At 41.1% G+C, this 20,125-nt stretch carries 17 protein-coding genes; 12 read left to right on the plus strand and 5 right to left on the minus strand.

The window, feature by feature from the left end:
• Positions 1–336 precede the first annotated feature (336 nt).
• The 3 genes from pnp to NLF92_RS07470 all read left to right on the plus strand — a co-directional run bounded on the left by pnp (position 337) and on the right by NLF92_RS07470 (position 4,377).
• Positions 337–2,451, plus strand: a complete 2,115-nt coding sequence (gene pnp, locus NLF92_RS07460; RefSeq protein ID WP_254100389.1) for a polyribonucleotide nucleotidyltransferase — start codon at positions 337–339, stop codon at positions 2,449–2,451.
• A 138-nt stretch (positions 2,452–2,589) separates the two neighbouring features.
• Positions 2,590–3,513, plus strand: coding sequence for a lipoprotein NlpI (gene nlpI / locus NLF92_RS07465; protein ID WP_254100391.1), 924 nt, complete (start codon positions 2,590–2,592; stop codon positions 3,511–3,513).
• A gap of 30 nt (positions 3,514–3,543) precedes the next feature.
• Positions 3,544–4,377: a hypothetical protein gene (locus tag NLF92_RS07470; protein ID WP_254100393.1), complete on the plus strand. Its 834-nt coding sequence runs from the start codon at positions 3,544–3,546 to the stop codon at positions 4,375–4,377.
• On the opposite strand, the gene cysZ is transcribed toward NLF92_RS07470, so the two are convergent.
• Positions 4,378–5,124, minus strand: a complete 747-nt coding sequence (gene cysZ / locus NLF92_RS07475; RefSeq protein ID WP_254100395.1) for a sulfate transporter CysZ — start codon at positions 5,122–5,124, stop codon at positions 4,378–4,380.
• 265 nt (positions 5,125–5,389) lie between these two features.
• On the opposite strand from cysZ, the gene zipA reads away from it, so the two are divergent.
• Both zipA and ligA read left to right on the plus strand, forming a co-directional pair.
• Positions 5,390–6,826 carry a cell division protein ZipA gene (zipA, locus tag NLF92_RS07480; RefSeq protein ID WP_254100397.1) on the plus strand — a complete coding sequence of 479 codons (1,437 nt, stop codon included), beginning with the start codon at positions 5,390–5,392 and terminating at the stop codon, positions 6,824–6,826.
• Between the two features lie 7 nt (positions 6,827–6,833).
• Positions 6,834–8,864 carry an NAD-dependent DNA ligase LigA gene (ligA, locus tag NLF92_RS07485; RefSeq protein ID WP_254100399.1) on the plus strand — a complete coding sequence of 677 codons (2,031 nt, stop codon included), beginning with the start codon at positions 6,834–6,836 and terminating at the stop codon, positions 8,862–8,864.
• A 99-nt stretch (positions 8,865–8,963) separates the two neighbouring features.
• On the opposite strand, the gene NLF92_RS07490 is transcribed toward ligA, so the two are convergent.
• Positions 8,964–9,485: a DUF2062 domain-containing protein gene (locus tag NLF92_RS07490; protein ID WP_254100401.1), complete on the minus strand. Its 522-nt coding sequence runs from the start codon at positions 9,483–9,485 to the stop codon at positions 8,964–8,966.
• Here NLF92_RS07490 and NLF92_RS07495 point away from each other — a divergent pair.
• The 5 genes from NLF92_RS07495 to kdsB all read left to right on the plus strand — a co-directional run bounded on the left by NLF92_RS07495 (position 9,484) and on the right by kdsB (position 15,775).
• Positions 9,484–11,955 (plus strand): DNA internalization-related competence protein ComEC/Rec2, encoded by a 2,472-nt coding sequence (locus NLF92_RS07495; RefSeq protein WP_254100403.1) that lies wholly within the window; start codon positions 9,484–9,486, stop codon positions 11,953–11,955. The two genes, NLF92_RS07490 and NLF92_RS07495, sit on opposite strands and share 2 nt — an antisense overlap.
• 84 nt (positions 11,956–12,039) lie before the next feature.
• Positions 12,040–13,806, plus strand: coding sequence for a lipid A export permease/ATP-binding protein MsbA (msbA, locus tag NLF92_RS07500; protein WP_254100405.1), 1,767 nt, complete (start codon positions 12,040–12,042; stop codon positions 13,804–13,806).
• 18 nt (positions 13,807–13,824) lie between these two features.
• Positions 13,825–14,796, plus strand: a complete 972-nt coding sequence (gene lpxK / locus NLF92_RS07505; RefSeq protein WP_254100407.1) for a tetraacyldisaccharide 4'-kinase — start codon at positions 13,825–13,827, stop codon at positions 14,794–14,796.
• Positions 14,797–15,000, plus strand: a complete 204-nt coding sequence (locus tag NLF92_RS07510; RefSeq protein ID WP_254100408.1) for a Trm112 family protein — start codon at positions 14,797–14,799, stop codon at positions 14,998–15,000. It abuts the gene before it with no gap.
• A 1-nt stretch (position 15,001) separates the two neighbouring features.
• Positions 15,002–15,775, plus strand: coding sequence for a 3-deoxy-manno-octulosonate cytidylyltransferase (gene kdsB / locus NLF92_RS07515; protein ID WP_254100410.1), 774 nt, complete (start codon positions 15,002–15,004; stop codon positions 15,773–15,775).
• Between the two features lie 79 nt (positions 15,776–15,854).
• Here the strand turns inward: kdsB and rimO are convergent, their stop codons facing one another.
• Positions 15,855–17,336: a 30S ribosomal protein S12 methylthiotransferase RimO gene (gene rimO, locus NLF92_RS07520; protein WP_254100412.1), complete on the minus strand. Its 1,482-nt coding sequence runs from the start codon at positions 17,334–17,336 to the stop codon at positions 15,855–15,857.
• Between the two features lie 128 nt (positions 17,337–17,464).
• The gene (locus tag NLF92_RS07525; RefSeq protein ID WP_254100414.1) at positions 17,465–18,163 is read right to left on the minus strand and encodes a Crp/Fnr family transcriptional regulator; all 699 of its coding nucleotides are present in this window, start codon (positions 18,161–18,163) and stop codon (positions 17,465–17,467) included.
• Between the two features lie 81 nt (positions 18,164–18,244).
• Here NLF92_RS07525 and NLF92_RS07530 point away from each other — a divergent pair, with 81 nt between their 5' ends.
• Both NLF92_RS07530 and NLF92_RS07535 read left to right on the plus strand, forming a co-directional pair.
• Positions 18,245–19,090 carry a sterol desaturase family protein gene (locus tag NLF92_RS07530; RefSeq protein ID WP_254100416.1) on the plus strand — a complete coding sequence of 282 codons (846 nt, stop codon included), beginning with the start codon at positions 18,245–18,247 and terminating at the stop codon, positions 19,088–19,090.
• Between the two features lie 135 nt (positions 19,091–19,225).
• On the plus strand, positions 19,226–19,699 hold the full coding sequence (locus NLF92_RS07535; RefSeq protein ID WP_254100418.1) for a DUF2919 family protein: 474 nt from the start codon (positions 19,226–19,228) through the stop codon (positions 19,697–19,699).
• Between the two features lie 4 nt (positions 19,700–19,703).
• On the opposite strand, the gene NLF92_RS07540 is transcribed toward NLF92_RS07535, so the two are convergent.
• The gene (locus tag NLF92_RS07540) at positions 19,704–20,114 is read right to left on the minus strand and encodes a hypothetical protein (protein WP_254100420.1); all 411 of its coding nucleotides are present in this window, start codon (positions 20,112–20,114) and stop codon (positions 19,704–19,706) included.
• Between the last annotated feature and the right edge of the window lie 11 nt (positions 20,115–20,125).

A 20,125-nucleotide genomic window follows, 5' to 3' on the forward strand; every position in this document is an offset into this window, starting at 1 on the left:
ACATGAATAACCAAACAGGTCAGAGTCATTCGTTTTAGCCATGGTGATTGCAAATATTCGTCATCACCATAACTTACGCCTGTCTATTTAATAAAAGCAAAGATTAGTCCAACCTCGCAAGGTCAATGAAAATAAAGGTTCCACTGAAATGAGTTGATTAAATAATGAGATTTGTAAAAAAATTGGACAGATACCACTTGAGGGGTAATCATAAAACTTAGCTAAGTATGTGAACTTAGTGAACTTTATTCTCTAATTCCTAGCATTATTTATCTTATACACCTATAATATGCGCGCGATTAATAGCAAACAAAAATATATTTTAAAGGATAAATAGTGACTCCTATTACTAAAACATTTCAGTATGGTCAGCATACTGTCACATTGGAAACGGGCGTAATTGCTCGTCAAGCAACTGCTGCTGTATTAGCAAGCATGGATGATACTTCAGTTCTAGTAACTGTTGTTGGCAAAAAAGAAGCAAAACCAGACCAAAGCTTCTTCCCATTAACGGTAAATTACCAAGAAAAAGCCTATGCAGCTGGTAAAATTCCAGGTGGTTTCTTCAAACGTGAAGGCCGTCCATCAGAAAGTGAAACGTTAATTGCCCGTCTTATTGACCGTCCAATTCGTCCATTATTCCCAGAAGGTTTCAAAAACGAAGTACAAGTAGTTATTACAGTCGTATCTGCTAACCCAGAAATCCCAACTGATATCATTGCAATGATTGGTACTTCTGCTGCGCTATCTATTTCAGGTATCCCATTTAATGGTCCAATCGGTGCTGCACGTGTCGGTTATAAAAATGGCGAATATATCTTAAATACGTCTACGTCTGAGTTAGAAAACAGCGATTTAGACTTAGTGGTTGCTGGTACAGATTCAGCCGTTCTAATGGTTGAGTCAGAAGCTAAAGTATTATCTGAAGAAGTGATGCTTGGTGCTGTTGTTTATGGTCACACCGAGTCACAAGCGGTAGTCAATGCCATTTCTGAATTCGCTGCTGAAGTTAACACGCCTAAATGGGAATGGTCAGCACCCGCTGAAAACACAGAATTAAAAGATAAGTTAGCGGCTTTAGCCACAGAAGGCATGACTGCGGCTTACCAAATTTCGGACAAATTAGAGCGTAAAGTAGCTGTTGAAGCGGTTACAGCAAAAGCACTTGAAGCGGTGCTTGCAGACAATGCAGAACAAGATGCCAAAGAAGTATTGGATATCTTACATGACTTAGAATCTGATATTGTGCGTTCACGCATCTTAGCCGGCGAGCCGCGTATTGACGGTCGTGATCCTGCGATGATTCGTGCGCTTGATGTGGCGACGGGTTTATTACCAAGAACTCACGGTTCAGCGGTATTTACGCGTGGTGAAACCCAAGCATTAGTTGCTGCTACACTAGGTACGGAGCGTGATGCACAGATGATTGATGAGTTAGGTGGCATGACGAGCTCTCGCTTCATGTTGCACTATAACTTCCCTCCATACAGTGTTGGTGAAACAGGGATGATTGGTTCACCTAAGCGTCGTGAGATTGGTCACGGTCGCCTTGCTAAACGTGGGATGCAAGCAGTAATGCCTTCCATGGAAGAATTCCCATATGTGGTTCGCGTTGTTTCAGAAATTACGGAATCAAATGGTTCTTCATCAATGGCTTCTGTGTGTGGTACTTCTTTAGCATTGATGGATGCTGGTGTACCGATTAAAGCATCGGTTGCAGGTATTGCGATGGGTCTAGTTAAATCTGACGATAACTTTGTTGTTCTATCTGACATCTTAGGTGATGAAGATCACTTAGGTGATATGGACTTTAAAGTAGCAGGTACGACGAATGGTATTACTGCATTACAGATGGATATCAAAATTGAAGGTATCACTCAAGAAATCATGCAGATTGCACTTAAACAAGCCAAAGATGCTCGTATCCACATTCTTGGTGTCATGGACCAAGCAATCAATGGCCACCGTGAAGAGTTATCAGAATTTGCTCCGCGTATTTATACGCTTAAAGTGGAGTCTGACAAGATCCGTGACGTTATTGGTAAAGGTGGTGCGACGATTCGTGCGATCACTGAAGCTTCTGATACCAATATCGAAATCGAAGATGATGGTACTATCAAAATTTTTGCAACAGAAAAAGCGAAAGCGGATATTGCTATCGAGCGTATTAAGCAAGTAACTGCAGAGATTGAAGTAGGTAAGGTTTACAAAGGTAAAGTTTCGCGCATTGCTGACTTTGGTGCATTCGTTGAAGTCCTTCCTGGTAAAGACGGCCTAGTGCACATCTCACAAATCGCCCATGAGCGTGTTGCGAAGGTAACAGACTACTTGACTGAAGGCCAAGAGGTTGATGTAAAAGTCATGGAAATTGACCGTCAGAATCGTGTTCGTTTGAGTATGAAAGAGTTGATTGAAAAGCCGGCTGCACCCGTTGCAGATGACGCTGAATAAGCTTTTCTAAACACAATTTAAGTGTCATAAAATGCCACGTTTAACGTGGCATTTTTGTATCTGATTTATGTTACTATATTGTTTGACGGTAATGTTGTTGTTTGGTAAAACCTTTTATATTCATGGTGACTAACGTTTATGAGATTATTTTTAATAACGGTTTTGTGTGGTTTAACCTTTGCGTGTGCCCAAACGACAGAGATGCAAAATACCCCCAACATTACACCAACACCAGATAATAATGCGATTGCTAATTTAGTGATTGCAGAGCCGTTAGTAAATTCTTTTCAGTCACAAAGAGCCATAGCTCAACTAAACCAAATTGTATTGAATACCAAATTAAGCGAAGAGGAACGCGCACAAATGTTCTTTCGCAGGGGGTTACTCTACGATAGTGTCGGTTTACATGCCTTGGCTTTTTATGATTTCACCCAAGCTATCCGACTACAACCTGACATCCCAGGAGTGTATAATTCTCTTGGGATCCAGCACACATTACGCGGAGATTTTATAGAAGCATATGAAGCGTTTGACTCTACTTTAGAGATTGATCCGAGCTATCACTTTGCTTATCTGAATCGAGCACTTGCTTCTTATTATGATAAACGCTACGAATTATCATTGAGTGATATTAATGCATTTTACGCGACGGATACGAGTGATACTTATCGTATATTATGGCGTTATTTGATCCATTACCGAATAGATCCCAAAGCCGCGCTTCATTCTCTAGAAAACGCCAAATCTGGCGTTAGTACCGGCGCTTGGACCATCAGACTGATTGATTTTTATTTGGGGGAAATAACGCAAAGTGATTTGTTAGGTGATTTACTTTTGGGCTTGGAAAATCAAAAGCAGCTTAGCGAGCGTTTATGTGAGGTCTATTTTTATTTGGGTAAATATTATGCGGATAGAGACCAGCCGGCAGTGGCTAAAAACTTCTTCAAATTAGCATTAGCCACTAATGTTTTTGAGTTTGTTGAACACCGCTATGCGAGATTAGAACTCGAGCTGTTGCATCAACGTAATCCCTCAGATACGAAAATAGCTGAAAATGAGTAAGCAATGCACGTTTTTATGAGGGGTTTTAGCTTGCTCTTATCCTACAAAGTACTTTTTGTTTTCATTTTTATCTTTTTTGTGCATTCTGCACACGCCAGTGTGAAACGCCTAATCCATCCATCATTTCAGCAGGTTGCACAGGATTGCCAAATTACTCCGCAGGTACACGTAAACTCTCTATCAGGTTATATCAGGGCTTTGGAGCTTTCGAATTGGTATCGTCATGACAACAACATGTCTTTTTTACCGTTGTGTATTGATTTACCGATAAAAATTTCTTCATATGAATGTGCTATACCCGTTCAAGCAGTACCAGAAAACGAAAGATTTACGGTACATAAAACTCATAAAGCGAGTCAACGCAGAGCGCACTGTCACAATTTGACACTGAGTCCTGGGTCTCAAAATATTATTATGACGGAACAAACGAAGGCCTATGTGAGGGGAGCACTAATGTTTTTATCTGAAAATGTTGCCTATAGTACGTTTATTCATGAATTGGCGCATTTTGCTTTTTTCGCCGAAGAGTATCCAATGCGCGATGAGCTGAAAACCAGTCAATGTCGTTTTCCCCAGGACCGTTTTTCTGCGCCGAATATGTGGGCATCACCCAAGGGGCAGGTGCCAACCCAATATGCATCAAAACATCCGTTTACAGATTTATACAAAAGGTGGTTAAAAGACGAGCCTCAACTAGCCAAATATGTACACCAAGCATGTAGCTCGACCACGCATAATTGGTATACGTTGGTGCCAGATAAGTTTACTTTTCTGCGCTACAACGATATTACCTACATACCTAGCGTGTATAAATATATGTGGCAAGCCCAAATTAGAGGCGGTCGAGTTGCCACATATCATTGATTAGCTTTGTTTTAATGCTTCTGCTTTGTGTTCATTTACCCACATGGCGGTCGCACCACAAATAGCAACTGGCATAACAAGAAAGTTCACAATCGGAATTAACGCGCAAATATTTACCATAATACCAAAACTAAACGTGAGAGATTTATCAGTTAAAAGCTGTGTTTTCATTTTATTAAATGGGACTTTGTGGTTATCAAAAGGATAATCTGCGTACTGTACTGACATCATCCAAGCACTAAATAAAAACCACAAAACTTGACCTATAATTGGCAATAAAAAAAACAAAATTAAAAAACCAATGGCTCGAGGTAAATAATACGCTAATTTGGTAAATTCTCGGCCTATAGTACGTGGGACATCTTTAATGATATCCATTACAGAAAAGTCACTGATGACTTGTCCTGTAAGGTGTGCTTCTACTTTCTCAGCTAATAAGCCATTAAACGGTGCGGCTATCCAATTTGCTAAAGTGCCAAAGATAAGCGCGAATATTAATAAAACACTGATGACGGCAATGGGCCATAATAGGTAAACCAAAGCTTCTTTGAGCCAACCCAACCAGTCAGGAATAAGTGCGATAGTGTAGGTTATATAATATGCAATTTCGCCAAACAAAAAATAGAAAGCACCAACAAATAAGAGAATATTAATAGTGAGAGGCACCAGGACAAAACTACGTAACCCTTTGGTGTTTATGAGGCGGAAACCTTGCAAAAAATAATCAATACCAGATGCTTGAGACATACTTACTCCTTTGTGAACTTAGTATTATAATTATATCGCGATAAAACGCAGTGTTAATTTGTTACTGAGTTTGTCAAATATGGTCTTCTAACAAAGCATAATCCGCTTCCACTGTTATTTTTGTCCAAGGATATTGCACAATATGCGCTCGACGTTTGGGCGCGAAAGATAGTACAATAAAAATGATTGGGTTGTACGCAGCACTTATTTTTCTCTTGGTGTTTTGGCAGTTACGTTACCAGTATAATAAAAAAGGTTAATTTCCATGGATTTGCAGTCAATACTCATTATCGCCGGAATCATCACTATTTTGGGTGTATGTATTCACGGTATCTACGTTAGTCGTAAATCATCTAAACCACAAAAACACTGGAGTAAAGATGATGATCTTTCTGCTCCAACCATTAATTTAGACGCAGCAGACATTGCTACAGAAAAATCCGTTGATGACGACAACGATTTTGATGAATTTGGTTTGAGCAAAGCAAGAACGGTGACGACAACAAACGAAGCGAGTATGCATCCACTAACAGCCGAGGAAAATACGCCATCGGCAAACGTTGCTGCAAACTCAGGTGATAGTGATTTAGACAATAACGAATTACCAGCAGCGCTTAACCCAGACATTCCCTCAGTAAGTGACATAACTGATGTCGTGTCATCATCTGCTCAGAATGAACAAGAAAGCCCTGATGATTCAGCACCCTTGTATGCTTCAGTTGTCTCTAATCCAAAACCCCAAGCCAAACCCCTATTTAGTTCAGATACAATTACTTCAGATACGCTGGAAAGTGGTGCGGTAAATTCTAATGAAGAACAAGCTAAACCAAGAACGGCAAACCAAGTAAAAGCAGAAGAGGAATTGGGCTATACCATTCCAGAGTTACCAGCTGAATTTAAGGCAAGTCCACCCACTGAAAAATTAACAGAGAGTGGTTCTGTGACTGACTCAGATGCAGTACAACAAGTGACTGAAAGTGTCGATGCCACGCAGCCGTCTGCACTCGATGTACCTCAGTATTTGACGCCTGAACAAGTTGCCGCAGAAGCTGCAAGACAAACTGCTGCAGAAGAAACACAGAAAACATCAATTGCTCAGGCGGCAATGAACTTAGTTACGGGGCGTAAAAAACGTACCGTGCGAAAAAGAGAGCCCGTGGTAGATGCTAACCAAATTGGGATAGATTTTGATTCGATTGATCCCGTAATCAATGAAGCCAAAGCGATGGCTGATACACAAAAACAGCGGACTGAACCACAACTCAAACGTGATATTGAGCCAGAATTTTTAGCCATTAGCTTGAAAGTGCCAAAAGATAACCCTATCTCAGGGGCACAGTTATTACCGGCTTTAATCACACTGGGTATGAAATATGGTGAGAATAATATTTTTCATCGACATGTGAATAACAATGGGAAAGGTCCAATCGTATTTAGTTTAGCAAACCTATTTAAGCCGGGTATTTTCGATGTGGATAATATGGAAAAAGAATCCATTCGGGGATTATCTTTGTTTATGACATTACCCACAGAAAGTGATGCACATCAGGTCTTTAATATGATGCACAATGCGGCGCGTAAATTAGCAGAAGAGTTTAACGCAGAAATTCTCGATGATAGTCGCAGTACACTCACCAAACAAGGTCTACAACAATACGTAGAACGTATCCGAGATTTTGAACGCCGACGTTTATTAGGATAGAACACACATGTCAGATTTACTTGATTTAGCTAGAATCGAGGAACTGAGGGAACAGTTAAACGAATACAATTATCAGTACTATGTTCAGGACGAACCCACAATTCCTGATGTTGAGTACGACCGTTTACTCAGGGAGCTACAAGCATTAGAAACGCAATACCCGGAAAGCTTCTCTGCATTATCTCCTACACAAAAGGTCGGTGGTGCAGCTTTATCTGCCTTTAGCCAAGTCACTCATGAAGTGCCTATGTTATCACTAGACAACGCATTTTCTGCTGAAGAAATGACGGCGTTTAATAAGCGGATTTGTGAGCGTTTAACTCATGCCTCAGATATAGACTATTGTTGTGAACCAAAACTAGATGGTTTAGCCGTTTCTATAGTTTATGAAAACGGTCAGCTAGTGCGAGCAGCAACACGAGGAGACGGCAAGGTAGGAGAAGATATTACGCAAAATGTACGGACGATTGCGAATGTTCCTTTGGCTTTGCGCGGTAGTGATTTTCCACAATGGCTTGAAGTACGTGGTGAGGTTTTTATGCCAAAATCTGGCTTTAACCTCTTGAATGAGCAGCAAGCCGAGAAAAAACTCAAGACATTTGCCAACCCTAGAAATGCCGCCGCCGGTAGTTTACGCCAATTAGATTCAAAGATTACCGCTAGTCGCCCTCTGGCATTTTATGCATACTCTATGGGGCTCGTTAAAGCGCCCGTGGAACCTTTACCTAACTCACATTATGCACGTTTACAGACACTTGCTGAATGGGGCTTGCCAATTTGTCGGGATACTCAAAAAGTTACTAACATTGATGCCTGTTTAGGTTATTTTACTGATTTGGGGGCACGTCGGGATGCGCTTAGCTATGATATTGATGGGATCGTCTTTAAAGTTGATGATATCGAATTACAACAAAAGCTAGGGTTTGTAGCCAAGGCTCCACGTTGGGCTATTGCGCATAAGTTTCCTGCCCAAGAAGAACTGACCCAATTATTAGATGTTGAGTTCCAAGTAGGTCGAACTGGTGCAATTACCCCAGTAGCACGCTTACAGCCTGTCTTTGTCGGCGGAGTAACCGTAGCTAATGCAACACTACACAACGCAGATGAAATACAGCGATTAGGTGTAAAAATACATGACACTGTCATTATTCGTCGTGCTGGAGATGTCATTCCGCAGATTGTTTCCGTCGTATTAGCGCAGCGTCCTGAACATGCCGAGCCCATTGTGTTTCCTACGCACTGCCCAGTGTGTTCTAGTCGTGTTGAAAAAGTGGCAGGAGAGGCCGTAGCGAAGTGTACGGGTGGGTTAATTTGTGCTGCGCAACGCAAACAATCATTAATTCATTTTGCATCACGTAAAGCATTTGACATCGATGGTTTAGGCGATAAGTTAGTCGAGTTGCTAGTCGATGCCAAGTTAGTACAAACCCCCGTCGACTTGTTTAACTTGTCATTAGTTGAATTGATCAGCTTAGAGCGCGTCGGTGAAAAATCAGCACTGAATCTTCTATCTTCCTTAGAGAAGGCAAAAACCACCACATTGGCAAAGTTTCTTTATGCTTTGGGTATTAAAGAGGTCGGTGAAACGACGGCTGCAAATCTCGCTTTGCATTTTCGCACAATCGAAGCGCTGAAAATAGCTTCTGTTGCTGAGTTAATGGAAGTAGATGATGTGGGTGAAGTCGTTGCTCAGCATGTACACGACTTTATGCAAACGCCAGAAAATTTAGCGATCATTGATGGGTTAAGAGACGTTGGTGTCAACTGGCCCAATATTGAAATCCGAAATCCGGATTCGTTGCCACTTAATGGTCAAACCATAGTGTTGACAGGTTCGCTATCAAGTATGGGGCGCAACGATGCCAAAGCCATTTTTATGGAACTTGGTGCCAAGGTGGCTGGCTCGGTCTCCGCAAAAACGGATTTCTTAGTAGCAGGAGAGAAAGCGGGGTCTAAACTGACAAAAGCGACCAGCTTAGGAGTGGCCGTGTGGGATGAAGATAAAATGCTAGCGTACTTTGCGGAGCAGGGGCGTTAACGCCTCTGTGTTTTTCTCTTCTGCTTGATTAATTTTTGTTTTATCAAAACTTAGTGAGAAAACCTCTTGCTCGGAACGGCAGTAATGTCGCGCGTTAGTTCATTTTTTCTTGAGTTTGGCGCGTCTCGCTCGCCAAGCTCTAAACACAGATACCCGCCATAAAATATTCATACTGACATAGCCTAGTGTGCCAAAAAATACTGAACATATGGCACAGCCTAAAAGAAATGCAGGGCCGATCGTGCTTAAACTCTCCACCAGCCATGTCCAAGAAAGCTCAAAAGTAAAATCCTGCATATTCGTCCCAAGTATCCAAGAACCGATTTTATAAGCCAAAAAGAAGATAGGAGGCATCGTCAGTGGATTAGTTATCCAGACCGTAGCGACTGATAACGGTAGATTAACACGCATGGGAATGGCTGCCATTGCGGCTAACCACATTTGAAATGGTACTGGCCAAAAGGCGAAAAATAGACCTACACCAAAAGCGCCAGAGGCCGAATGTCTATTGAGATGCCATAAATTTGGGTCGTGTAACAAACTTCCGAACAGTTTCAGGAATTTTTGCTCTTTGATAGTGTTGTGGTCTGGCAAATACTTTCTAATAGTCTTTTTAGGCATGTTTAAACAACTTATATCCACCAAACAAAGGAAAAGGTATCAATTAATTCAAGGTGGATGCGGGTTTATCTTGGTTTTACTTAGTTTTACGATATGGCGAGAGTTTCCGTCCACAACACACCTTGCTATTATATGTGTGATACTTGGGTTAATCTACTGGAAATTACGTCAGACTTTATACTTAGGTGCTATTTTAGGCTTTGTCTACCTTTTTTATCTGGCTTCTCCTTGGTTATTGTTACAAGAATATGTGGAAACCAACAGAGTACAGCAACTGTCGGTAGATATATTATCTGTGGTTATTCAAGCAACGGGAACACGTCGCCACACGACAACAACCTTGCCAGTAGTATCGCCAATCCGACATGAAAAAGTGGCTTTTACGGCAAAAGTAAATGATCCATCATCTGCTTTGTATCATCAAACCGTTAAACTGTCATGGTACTACAAACAGGATGACCATAAGACACCATCGTTACAAGTTGGTGACACCTGGTCACTTAATGTCAAATTGAAACCTTTGCATAGTTTTCGCAATGCTGGCGGGTTCGATTATGTAAGGTACTTGCTGGGACATAAAATGGTTGCAACCGGTTACGTGCGCCAAGGGGATAATCATCTCGTACGGCGTTCAGTAGCATTACGAGCTGACGTTATCGCTTTTGTCGAACAACATTATGGCCACTACCCTTGGGTCAATGCATTGCTGTTTGGACAAAAAGTCACATATGACGAAAATATACGAAAACAAATACTCATTGCAACAGGTACTGCCCATTTATTTGTCATATCAGGTTTGCATGTTGCGATTGTTTTTGGGAGTTTTCTGGCCGTATGGAAATGTTGTCTATTGACCTTATCTCGATTTACGTCCTCGCCAAACAAGGTTAGGTGGCACAATCACTTTTGTTTAATCACCAGTTTTTTAGGCGTCTTAGGTTATGCCTACATGGCAGGCGGAACCGTCCCCGTTTTCAGAGCGACTTCGGTTTGTGCACTGTGGGTCATTGTGCAAATACTTCATATCCGCATAGTGAGTTCTCAGTTCCTAGTGTTAACCATATTGATTATATTGATGGTATCTCCTTGGGCATCATACCAAGTTGGTTTCTGGCTCAGTTTTGGCTCAGTGGGTTGTATTATGTTAATTGCTTGGTTTTTGCCTTCTACCCCTAAAGGCTTCATAAAAAAAGCAATTTACACGCTCAAATTACAATGTTTATTGAGTGTTCTGTTGATCCCTATGACGTGGTGGTTTTTTGGGCAGGTAAGCATGGTGAGTATGGTTGCAAATTTACTCATGATACCTATTTTTGCAGTATTTGTAGTTCCTTTACACCTGGTGACTTTGGGAGTTATTTTAGTCGATTTCACTCTCATGACGGTTTTTTCCTCATCGTTAATGGATGCCTTTGCCCTCAATTTAATAGCAGGCTGTAATGCTGTGCTAAATTGGAATTTTTATTTGTTGGAGTGGCTTTACTTACCCCAGCTAGTTTTTACAGAAGTGAGACCTGTCTTGGTGGCTTGGTTAATTGGAGGCTTTTTTGTAGTGGCACTTATGTATATTCGATATTGGCGGCTAGCAGGTGGGGGAGTGTGTATCCTTGGACTGGTGTCATGGCACGGGGTGTACCAGCAAAATATTACTACATTTACTGTGTTAGATGTTGGTCAGGGCAGTGCCGCTATTTTACATCAAAACAACGCGGCTGTTATTTTTGATGTAGGTGATGCGTTTTCATCTCGTTTCAATACCTGGAACAATGTCCTTTATCCCTACATAAAAAGCCATCAAATAACTGAAATTATAGCCGTTTATATTAGTCATGCAGATCGTGATCATGTGGGTAGCCTAGCTTATTTGAGAGAGGCGTTCCCGAATACGCCCATCTATCGTCCTTTGCCCAAAGCAGCAGAAATTCACGATGATAAAATCTACGATTGTAGTACAGCACAACCCTCATCCACGTTATTTACAAATAGCCAACGTGCCGGTGTTACGCTAGATATTTTATGGCCTAAAGATGAAAATCACTTATCGAATTTGAGTAAAAATAATACCTCTTGTGTGCTTTCTGTGACGGTAGGTAAACATAAAATTCTCTTACCTGGTGATATAGAATTCATAGCTGAAAATGCGTTGTTGATGAATTATCCCGTTGAGTCTTCCACGGAACTAAAACACCATGTTTTACTCGCACCACATCATGGGAGTCGGACATCATCTCAGCGAAACTTTGTTACAGCAGTGAATCCAGAGCACGTCATTATTTCATCAGGGTATCTCAATCGTTGGCAGTTTCCTCATCCTGGACCTTTAGCTAATTATCGCCATGTTAATGCTCTTATTAGCAATACCGCACAGGTAGGGTCCGTATCATTGTCTTGGGACGGTGCAGATAACTTTCTGGGGACTCAGTATTTTATTCGTGATGTTCAGCCTCGTTGGTATCGCCCGTATGAGTAAATATCTGCTTTTTATTTCGTTATATTGGCCCTTAGGTTACAATAAACAAACAATTTCAATTAATTACAAAACTGACATAAGATCATGACACCCGTTCCCGTATCAAGTAATTCTCAAAAAACGGTTGATAAACATCTAGTGCGTCGTTTCCTGACGTATTTGACTGGTTTCAAATTGTATTTCGGTATAGCCGTTATTGGCATGATTGGCTACTCTACGGTTGACGCTTTTGTAATAGCCCAATTACAACCCATAATTGATGAAAGTTTAGGTAAAGGTGAGTATGAATTTTTACGTATGGCTGCCTATCTGATTATTCCCTTGTTTATCCTGCGGGGAATTTTTAATTTTATGGGGACTTATACGCTAGATTGGATCAGTGGCCGAGTTGTGATGCGCATGCGTCAAGAACTGTTTTCTCGCTACATCCACTTACCGGTGAGTTTTCACGATCAACACTCCAGCGGTACGCTCATTTCTAAAGTAACGTTTGATACTGAGCAAGTCGCTAAAGCAGCTGGTAAAGCACTCCTGACATTAGTTAGGGAAGGGGCCTTGGTCGTCGGTTTATTGTTTGTCATGTTTTATTACTCCTGGCAGTTATCCCTGATATTTCTTTTGATAGGGCCGGTCGTAGCCTTGATAGTTGCCGTGGTGAGTAAACGTTTTCGTCGCGTCTCAAAAAATATCCAACAAGCCATGGGGAATTTAACAACTGCGGTAGAACAAGTTGTCAAAGGTCATAAAGTGGTCTTAATGTTTGGTGGACAACAACGCGAACTTGAGCGATTTCAAGCTAAGAATAATTTTAATCGTCAACAAACATTAAAGTTAACGGTGGCAAAAATCCTCAGTGTATCGAGTATTCAAATTATTGCCTCCATCGCACTGGCCGTGGTTTTATTTATTGCGAGTACGCCAGGTCTAGTTGAGTTATCAGCGGGTGTATTTACAAATGTTGTAGTGTGTATGACGATGTTACTTAAACCATTAAAACAAATTACAACCGTTAACACAGAATTTCAAAGAGGGATGGCTGCCTGTGCGAGTATCTTTGCGATATTAGATGAGGCCGAAGAGAAAAACACAGGGCAACAACACTTCACTAAAGCACAAGGTGCTATCTCATTCACCGGGGTAAATTTTTGTTATCCAATGAAGACCACCAACGCACTGACGGATATTTCATTTACAGTAGCGCCGGGTCAAACCATTGCCTTAGTGGGAAGATCAGGCAGTGGTAAATCGACTATTTCCAATTTATTAACGCGTTTTTATGATCCGCAGTCTGGCGTCATTAAAATTGATGATGTGCCACTACCGGATATTGAACTCACAAGTTTACGTCGGCAGTTTGCCTTGGTCTCACAACATGTCACATTATTCAACGATACCATTGCGAATAATATTGCTTATGGGACTGATGTGGCGGTTAGTCGTGAGAAAATTATGGATGCGGCTGAACGTGCGCATGTGCTTGAGTTTGTAAACGCACTTCCTGAGGGCATGGATACATTAGTAGGAGAGAATGGCTTGATGCTTTCTGGTGGACAACGTCAGCGTATAGCCATTGCCAGAGCGCTGTTACTAGATGCACCTATTCTTATCCTAGATGAAGCAACTTCAGCACTTGATACTGAGTCCGAACGCCTTATCCAAGACGCACTAGATACCTTACAACAACGTTGTACCAGCTTTGTTGTTGCCCATCGTCTTTCCACGATAGAAAATGCTGACTGCATTTTAGTGATTGAACAAGGTGCTATTGTAGAACAGGGTAAACATAGTGAGCTACTCGCACTCGATGGTGTGTATGCTAATCTGCATAAAATGCAGTTCTCTGATGCGTAGCGATAAAGGAGTTTTCGCTTGAGTTTTATCGAAAAAGCGTGGCAAAACAATTCGACATGGTTGTGGCTTTTATGGCCTTTATCAGTGATTTTTCGTTTGCTCTCAGGACTTAGACGCTGGTTATTTAACGTTGGTTTATTAGCTTCAGAGCGCTTATCGATTCCTGTAATTATTGTTGGCAATATTTCTGTTGGAGGCAATGGTAAAACACCGGTGGTCATCGCCATTGCAGAGTATTTGCAAGCACAAGGGTATCAACCAGGGGTTTTATCACGAGGTTATGGCGGTACTTGTACTGATTTTCCACATTTGCTCACACCTGCTTGCTCAGCTGATTTAGTGGGCGATGAGCCCGCTTTAATGCAAGGTCGCTTGGGTATTCCCGTTGTGATTGACCCAGATAGGGTTCGTGGTGGAAAGCTTTTGGCGCAAACGTGTGACGTTATTATTTGTGATGATGGGTTACAACACTATCGTTTACAAAGAGACATTGAAATCGTCGTTATGGATGAACGGCGGCTGGGGAACGGTCAATTACTCCCAATGGGGCCTCTGCGAGAGGGGGCATGGCGCTTATCCTCTATAGATTATCTCATTGTGAATAACAGCATAGCGCGTACAGAGCAAGAAGTAGAAATGCAATTGATACCCGGTAAGGTTTGTTCCTTTGCGTCTAGCGAAACAACTTCTGTACCTGATTCTTTCTCCACGGCCATAGCTGCAATTGGCAATCCGAAACGTTTTTTCCAATATTTATCAGATAATGGGTTTACTATAGAGTCAACTCAGGCTTTTCCAGATCATCATCGATATCAGCCTGAGGACCTTGATACTCAAGCCACCATCATAATGACTGAAAAGGACGCAGTTAAATGTAAAGCATTCGCCTCAGAAAATTGGTTTTACTTACCTGTAAGCGCTCGGTTTAACAAAGATTTTCTGGTTCGTTTGGAACGTTCCCTGCTTGCCTTAATAAGAAATAATAATTAAATGAGAACATTTGACAAAAGACTATTACAAGTATTAGCGTGCCCGGTTTGTAAAGGGCAAGTTATTTTATACACCAATGATAATATTCAAGAATTGGTTTGCCGTTTTGACCGACTTGCATTTCCTATTCGAGATGCAATACCCGTTATGCTAGAAGAGCAAGCACGCACTCTGAGTCTAGAAGAACTTGATAAGGTAAATTAATATGCAATTTGTGGTGGTGATCCCAGCTCGTTTTGGTTCTACCCGTTTTCCTGGTAAGCCTTTGGCAATGTTGGGGGATAAACCAATGATCCAACATGTTGTCGAACGAGCAAATAAGGCTCAGGCCTCACAGGTTATTGTCGCAACGGATGATCAGCGAATCGCTGATGTGGTAACAGGCTTCTCTGGAGATGTGGTGATGACTCGTGATGACCATGAGTCGGGAACCGAACGTCTGGCCGAAGTCGTCAATATTTTAGGTCTGCCAGATGATACGATTGTGGTGAATGTGCAAGGTGATGAACCTCATATTCCAGTATCTATCATTACCCAAGTCGCACAAAACTTAGCGGCTAACCCTCAAGCAGATATGGCGACCTTGGCATGTAAAATTAAATCCACTGAAGAGTTGTTTAATCCGAATATTGTTAAAGTTGTCACAGACCGTTTTGGGTTGGCATTATATTTTTCTCGCTCAGTCTTACCATTTTCACGTAAGGATATGCTGGCGGGAGAGTCGGTCGCTCCGACCGAAGCAATTCACTTTGCTGACTTACCAGATACTTATTTGCGTCACATTGGGATTTATGCATACACAGCGGGCTTTATCAAACAGTATGTCGCCATGGAAGCAAGCCCTTTAGAGCATATTGAATCACTCGAACAGTTACGTGTGTTATATCATGGTGGGCGTATTCATGTCGATGTAGCCCTTGCGACACCTCCTCCTGGGATTGATACCCCCGAGGATTTGGTCAAAGCACAACAACATTAAGTACATATTGTTTAAAGCTTTTCTTATACAGGCTAAAGGCTAACAGACTTAGTGCTAATTCGGGATGTCGCAAACGCCATTAGGAGTTGGCTTCATCCTCTTCACCTTCGTCATCCTCGGGGATAACAACACCCCAGATATCGTGTTCATTAGCATGTATGATTTCAGCCCAAACTCGGTCGCCAGGCTCAGCCGCAAAGAAATTATTCAAATGTACGACGCCATCTACCTCGGGAGCGTCAGCATAACAACGTCCTACAGCTCCTTCGGCATTTACTTCATCAATTACAACTAAATATTCTTGGCCAATACGCTGTTGTAACCTAGCAGCACTAATTTCACTTTGCACTGCCATAAAGCGTTGCAGTCGCTCCTCTTTGACACTTTCAGGAATATGGTCAGGTAAATCATTGGCTGTGGCACCAGCAACAGGAGAATAGGTAAAACAACCCACACGATCTAATTGTGCCGCTTTTATGAATGTTAGCAACTCTTCGAATTCTTCTTCTGTCTCGCCAGGAAACCCGACAATAAAAGTAGAACGAATGATAAGTTCAGGACAGATGGTCCGCCATTTTTGGATACGCTCTAATGTCCTATCTGCACTACCTGGGCGTTTCATTAACTTTAAGATACGTTTAGATGCATGTTGTAAAGGAACATCAAGATAAGGCAGTATTTTACCTTCAGCCATTAACGGGATTAAATCATCCACATGAGGGTAAGGGTAAACATAGTGCAACCTCACCCACATGCCTAGTTTGCCTAGTTCAGCACACAAATTATTCATGTGCGTTTTCACTGGCATACCATCCCAAAAATCCGTCTTATGCTTCACGTCCACACCATAGGCACTAGTATCTTGTGAGATGACTAACAACTCATTGACCCCTGCCGCCTGCAAACGCTTAGCTTCGTTGAGGATGTCCCCGACAGGTCTGGAATCCAATTTCCCACGCATTGAAGGAATAATACAAAAAGTACATTTGTGATTACAGCCTTCAGAAATTTTTAGATAAGCATAATGACGAGGTGTTAATTTAATGCCATGGTCTGGCACTAAATGTAAATAGGGATTGTGTTCAGGTTTTGGTAAATGCTCATGGACTTGGGCAACGACAGATTCGTAAGCATGAGGACCTGTGATAGACAGTACATTTGGATGAACTTCGCGGATTTCATCTTCTTTGATCCCCAAACACCCTGTTACAATAACTTTACCGTTTTCTTTTAATGCTTCACCAATCGTGTCTAGTGACTCTTCTACAGCGGAATCGATAAAACCACAAGTATTCACAATGACCAAATCAGCATCGTTATAAGTAGGGACTACATCGTAACCTTCGGTACGCAGTTGAGTTAGAATACGCTCAGAGTCGACTAGGTTTTTGGGACAGCCTAGAGAAACAAAACCAATTTTAGCATTCAGTTTTACGGGTTTAGAAGTATCATTAGAGAGTTCTTGAATATGAATGGATTGAGCTTCAGCTTGTTCTGATAAAACCTTTGGAGGATTACTCAAGGTAGTTGTTTGTTTGGGTGTAAACTTTTCAACAGTCATAGATAACTCAATATTAAACAAGGAACATAATGTTCTAAACGGATAGAAATTTGATGTCATTCCAAATATACAAATTCATATATTTGGAGGTCTCAAACGATGGTCGTATTATACAGGAAGGGGAGGTGCTAAGTAAGGGTTGTTGTAACCTGAATCGGTAATAAAGAGAGGTTATCTTCAAGCCATTGCGCCATTGTCTCAGTATCTTGAATACAAATTGCCCCATAAGAAGTTGAGATCAAATCCAAGGAAATGAGTTTTTTGATTGCTTTATGAGCAGATAATACGGTTACACCGAGCCTTTCAGCGCAATCACTTTGCCGCATCTTTATCACATTATTACTGTGCATTAAGCTGGCTTGGTAGAGTATTTTGGCTAACTGTACATGTGTGGGTAGCCTTAGTACGTCGTCTAACCGTTCTAATGTTACATGCAATTTAACTGCTAATGAGCCCAATAAAAAAGACAGTATCTCGGGATGTTCAGTACTCAATTTGTGAAAGTTCGTTTCAGAGATATGGTATATCTCACAGTCGGTTAAGGCCTGGGCATTATGCGTTCTAGGTAAATCTGCAAATAGCGTGAACTCACCAAATGTATCGCCTTTTTGTAATACAGTAGCAAGTTGATACTGTCCATCCACACCGTAATTACCAATTTTGACTTCACCACGAACCACAATTGATAAACCTGGTTTATAGTCACCACGGTCGTGTATTTGGGTACCTTTGTTAACAAATCTTAACACTGAATATTCACGGCAAATATCGAGAAAATCCTGATTAAGTAAGGTTTTGGATTTTGCTATAGAGGTGGATTTAAACATAAATTTAACAAAAATATAGAAGTATATATTTAAGTATCATAGAGATTTGCTAACCTCATTGCAACAAATAAAGAGGTCCATATGAATTATCAATTTGCTATTTTAGGTGTATTTATTACCTTTGCCTTAATCGAAGCATATCGTTACGGTTTTTTTAAAAAAGGGGAAGAAGTCAGTGATGATAGTAAGGTTGAGCTGATTGGTTCAACTGTCTTACTAGTCATTACACAACCTCTAGTATTATTTATGGGGGCAGCAGTCGCTGGATTGCTTGCCCCTGAATACCAAAATATTTTAGCGGGTTCTTCCATTCTCATTCATATTGCATTGTTGCTGGTTTTCGATGACATGATGCAATATTGGTGGCATCGATTATCTCATACCACGCGGTTTATGTATAACCTACACCGCGCACATCACAACGGCAAATACATGAGTGTGAGAATCGTGTTCCGCAACAACATTTTTTACTATTTGTTTATGCCATCTATTTGGTTTTCAGGAGCTTTGATTTACCTGGGGTTGGGCTGGACTTATGCCGTTTATGTGGTGGTTAAACTAACGGTAATTATGGGGGCTCACTCAGAGTGGAAATGGGATCGTGCACTCTACTCAACACCAGCCTTGCATCCTATTGCTTGGGTAGTGGAACGTGTTATTTCAACACCATCTACTCACAGTGCGCACCATGGTTTAAAGATGGAAGACGGTGTGACAAACTACAAAGGCAATTATGGGAATTTATTATTCTTTTGGGATGTGCTATTTGGTACAGCTAAAATTACTCGTAAATACCCTGAACAATACGGTATTGAAGGGATGTTTAGGGCGAATTGGATTGAGCAGCTCATTTGGCCGCTGTACAAAACTCCCCGTAAGAAGAAAGCAATAGTCAATGACTCGGAACAATCTGTTTCACAAAGTTAGTTACACGGTAAATATATAACTGGCCAACGTATTTAGTAAAACATATTGGTGTATGCTAGAAGCCTCATGATTTTGTCTTGGGGCTTTTTTTATAAACTGTTAAAATAAACTACCAAGACAATAAAGCGGTATCCAATGTTAGCGTTACCTTTACGATATTATGATGAAGCTGGCCGTATTCTTCCCCCAAAAGCGTTGTATATCTTACAACTATGGTTGTTACAATCTATTTTGATTTTTCTTGGGTCAGCTATTATTAGGAATAACGGGGCAGAGATTTTGTCGCTTTGGTATCCATCCAAGACAAAATTATACTTAGCTATGGCAGCAAGTTTTCCTGCATTTATCTCATTCTTATTAGTGTCTTACCGTAATAAAATGTGGGAGAGGGGGGTATTCTGGGTTTTTTATTTCATCAAACCTTGTTTATATCTGTCCTTAGGTCTGCAAACAATGTTGTTGCTCAACACCATTGTTGAGCTCCAGTTTCACTTTTCATATACCTTGGGATTGACGGCTCTCATGAATATGACTGCTGTGTTATATGTATATAAAAGTCGACATTTAGAGGTTATGTGTACCGATTGGCGCTTACGAGTCAGTAATTAATCGGTTACTGCTTCGCATTTTCCATAGCGATAGCAAAATATTTCATAATGCTTGTGTTTGAGTCATTTACTAGGCGTTCGTAACAAATACCTGAAAACGTGTAGGTATGTTGATGCAAGCTGACAAAAACAAAATCTGCGTTATCTTTTTGTTCATGGACCCAATCGCCCCCAACATTGCGTCGAAAGACTTCTCCAACATAAGCACCGTATAAATTACACAAGGTGAATACTGCTTGTTCTTCGAGAGCTTGTTCATTGTATCTATCGAGAAAACTCAATAAAATATCATCAACGAGTGCCACGCTTTGCACACTAAAATCCAATGTCATATTGAATTCTTCAGCAGTGACTTTCACTGCATCCAATGAGCTAGACTCCATTAACTCAGTAATTTCAGAAGCAGACATAATCATGGTTTTAATCC

Source organism: Opacimonas viscosa (assembly GCF_024199005.1).
Lineage (GTDB): Bacteria > Pseudomonadota > Gammaproteobacteria > Enterobacterales > Alteromonadaceae > Opacimonas > Opacimonas viscosa.

Bases quoted from the DNA above. Each gene is read 5' to 3' on its own strand.
- nlpI (WP_254100391.1), top strand. From the start codon at position 2,590: ATGAGATTATTTTTAATAACGGTTTTGTGTGGTTTAACCTTTGCGTGT.
- cysZ (WP_254100395.1), bottom strand. From the start codon at position 5,124: ATGTCTCAAGCATCTGGTATTGATTATTTTTTGCAAGGTTTCCGCCTC.
- zipA (WP_254100397.1), top strand. From the start codon at position 5,390: ATGGATTTGCAGTCAATACTCATTATCGCCGGAATCATCACTATTTTG.
- ligA (WP_254100399.1), top strand. From the start codon at position 6,834: ATGTCAGATTTACTTGATTTAGCTAGAATCGAGGAACTGAGGGAACAG.
- NLF92_RS07495 (WP_254100403.1), top strand. From the start codon at position 9,484: ATGTTTAAACAACTTATATCCACCAAACAAAGGAAAAGGTATCAATTA.
- NLF92_RS07490 (WP_254100401.1), bottom strand. From the start codon at position 9,485: ATGCCTAAAAAGACTATTAGAAAGTATTTGCCAGACCACAACACTATC.
- msbA (WP_254100405.1), top strand. From the start codon at position 12,040: ATGACACCCGTTCCCGTATCAAGTAATTCTCAAAAAACGGTTGATAAA.
- NLF92_RS07510 (WP_254100408.1), top strand. From the start codon at position 14,797: ATGAGAACATTTGACAAAAGACTATTACAAGTATTAGCGTGCCCGGTT.
- kdsB (WP_254100410.1), top strand. From the start codon at position 15,002: ATGCAATTTGTGGTGGTGATCCCAGCTCGTTTTGGTTCTACCCGTTTT.
- rimO (WP_254100412.1), bottom strand. From the start codon at position 17,336: ATGACTGTTGAAAAGTTTACACCCAAACAAACAACTACCTTGAGTAAT.
- NLF92_RS07525 (WP_254100414.1), bottom strand. From the start codon at position 18,163: ATGTTTAAATCCACCTCTATAGCAAAATCCAAAACCTTACTTAATCAG.
- NLF92_RS07530 (WP_254100416.1), top strand. From the start codon at position 18,245: ATGAATTATCAATTTGCTATTTTAGGTGTATTTATTACCTTTGCCTTA.
- NLF92_RS07535 (WP_254100418.1), top strand. From the start codon at position 19,226: ATGTTAGCGTTACCTTTACGATATTATGATGAAGCTGGCCGTATTCTT.
- NLF92_RS07540 (WP_254100420.1), bottom strand. From the start codon at position 20,114: ATGATTATGTCTGCTTCTGAAATTACTGAGTTAATGGAGTCTAGCTCA.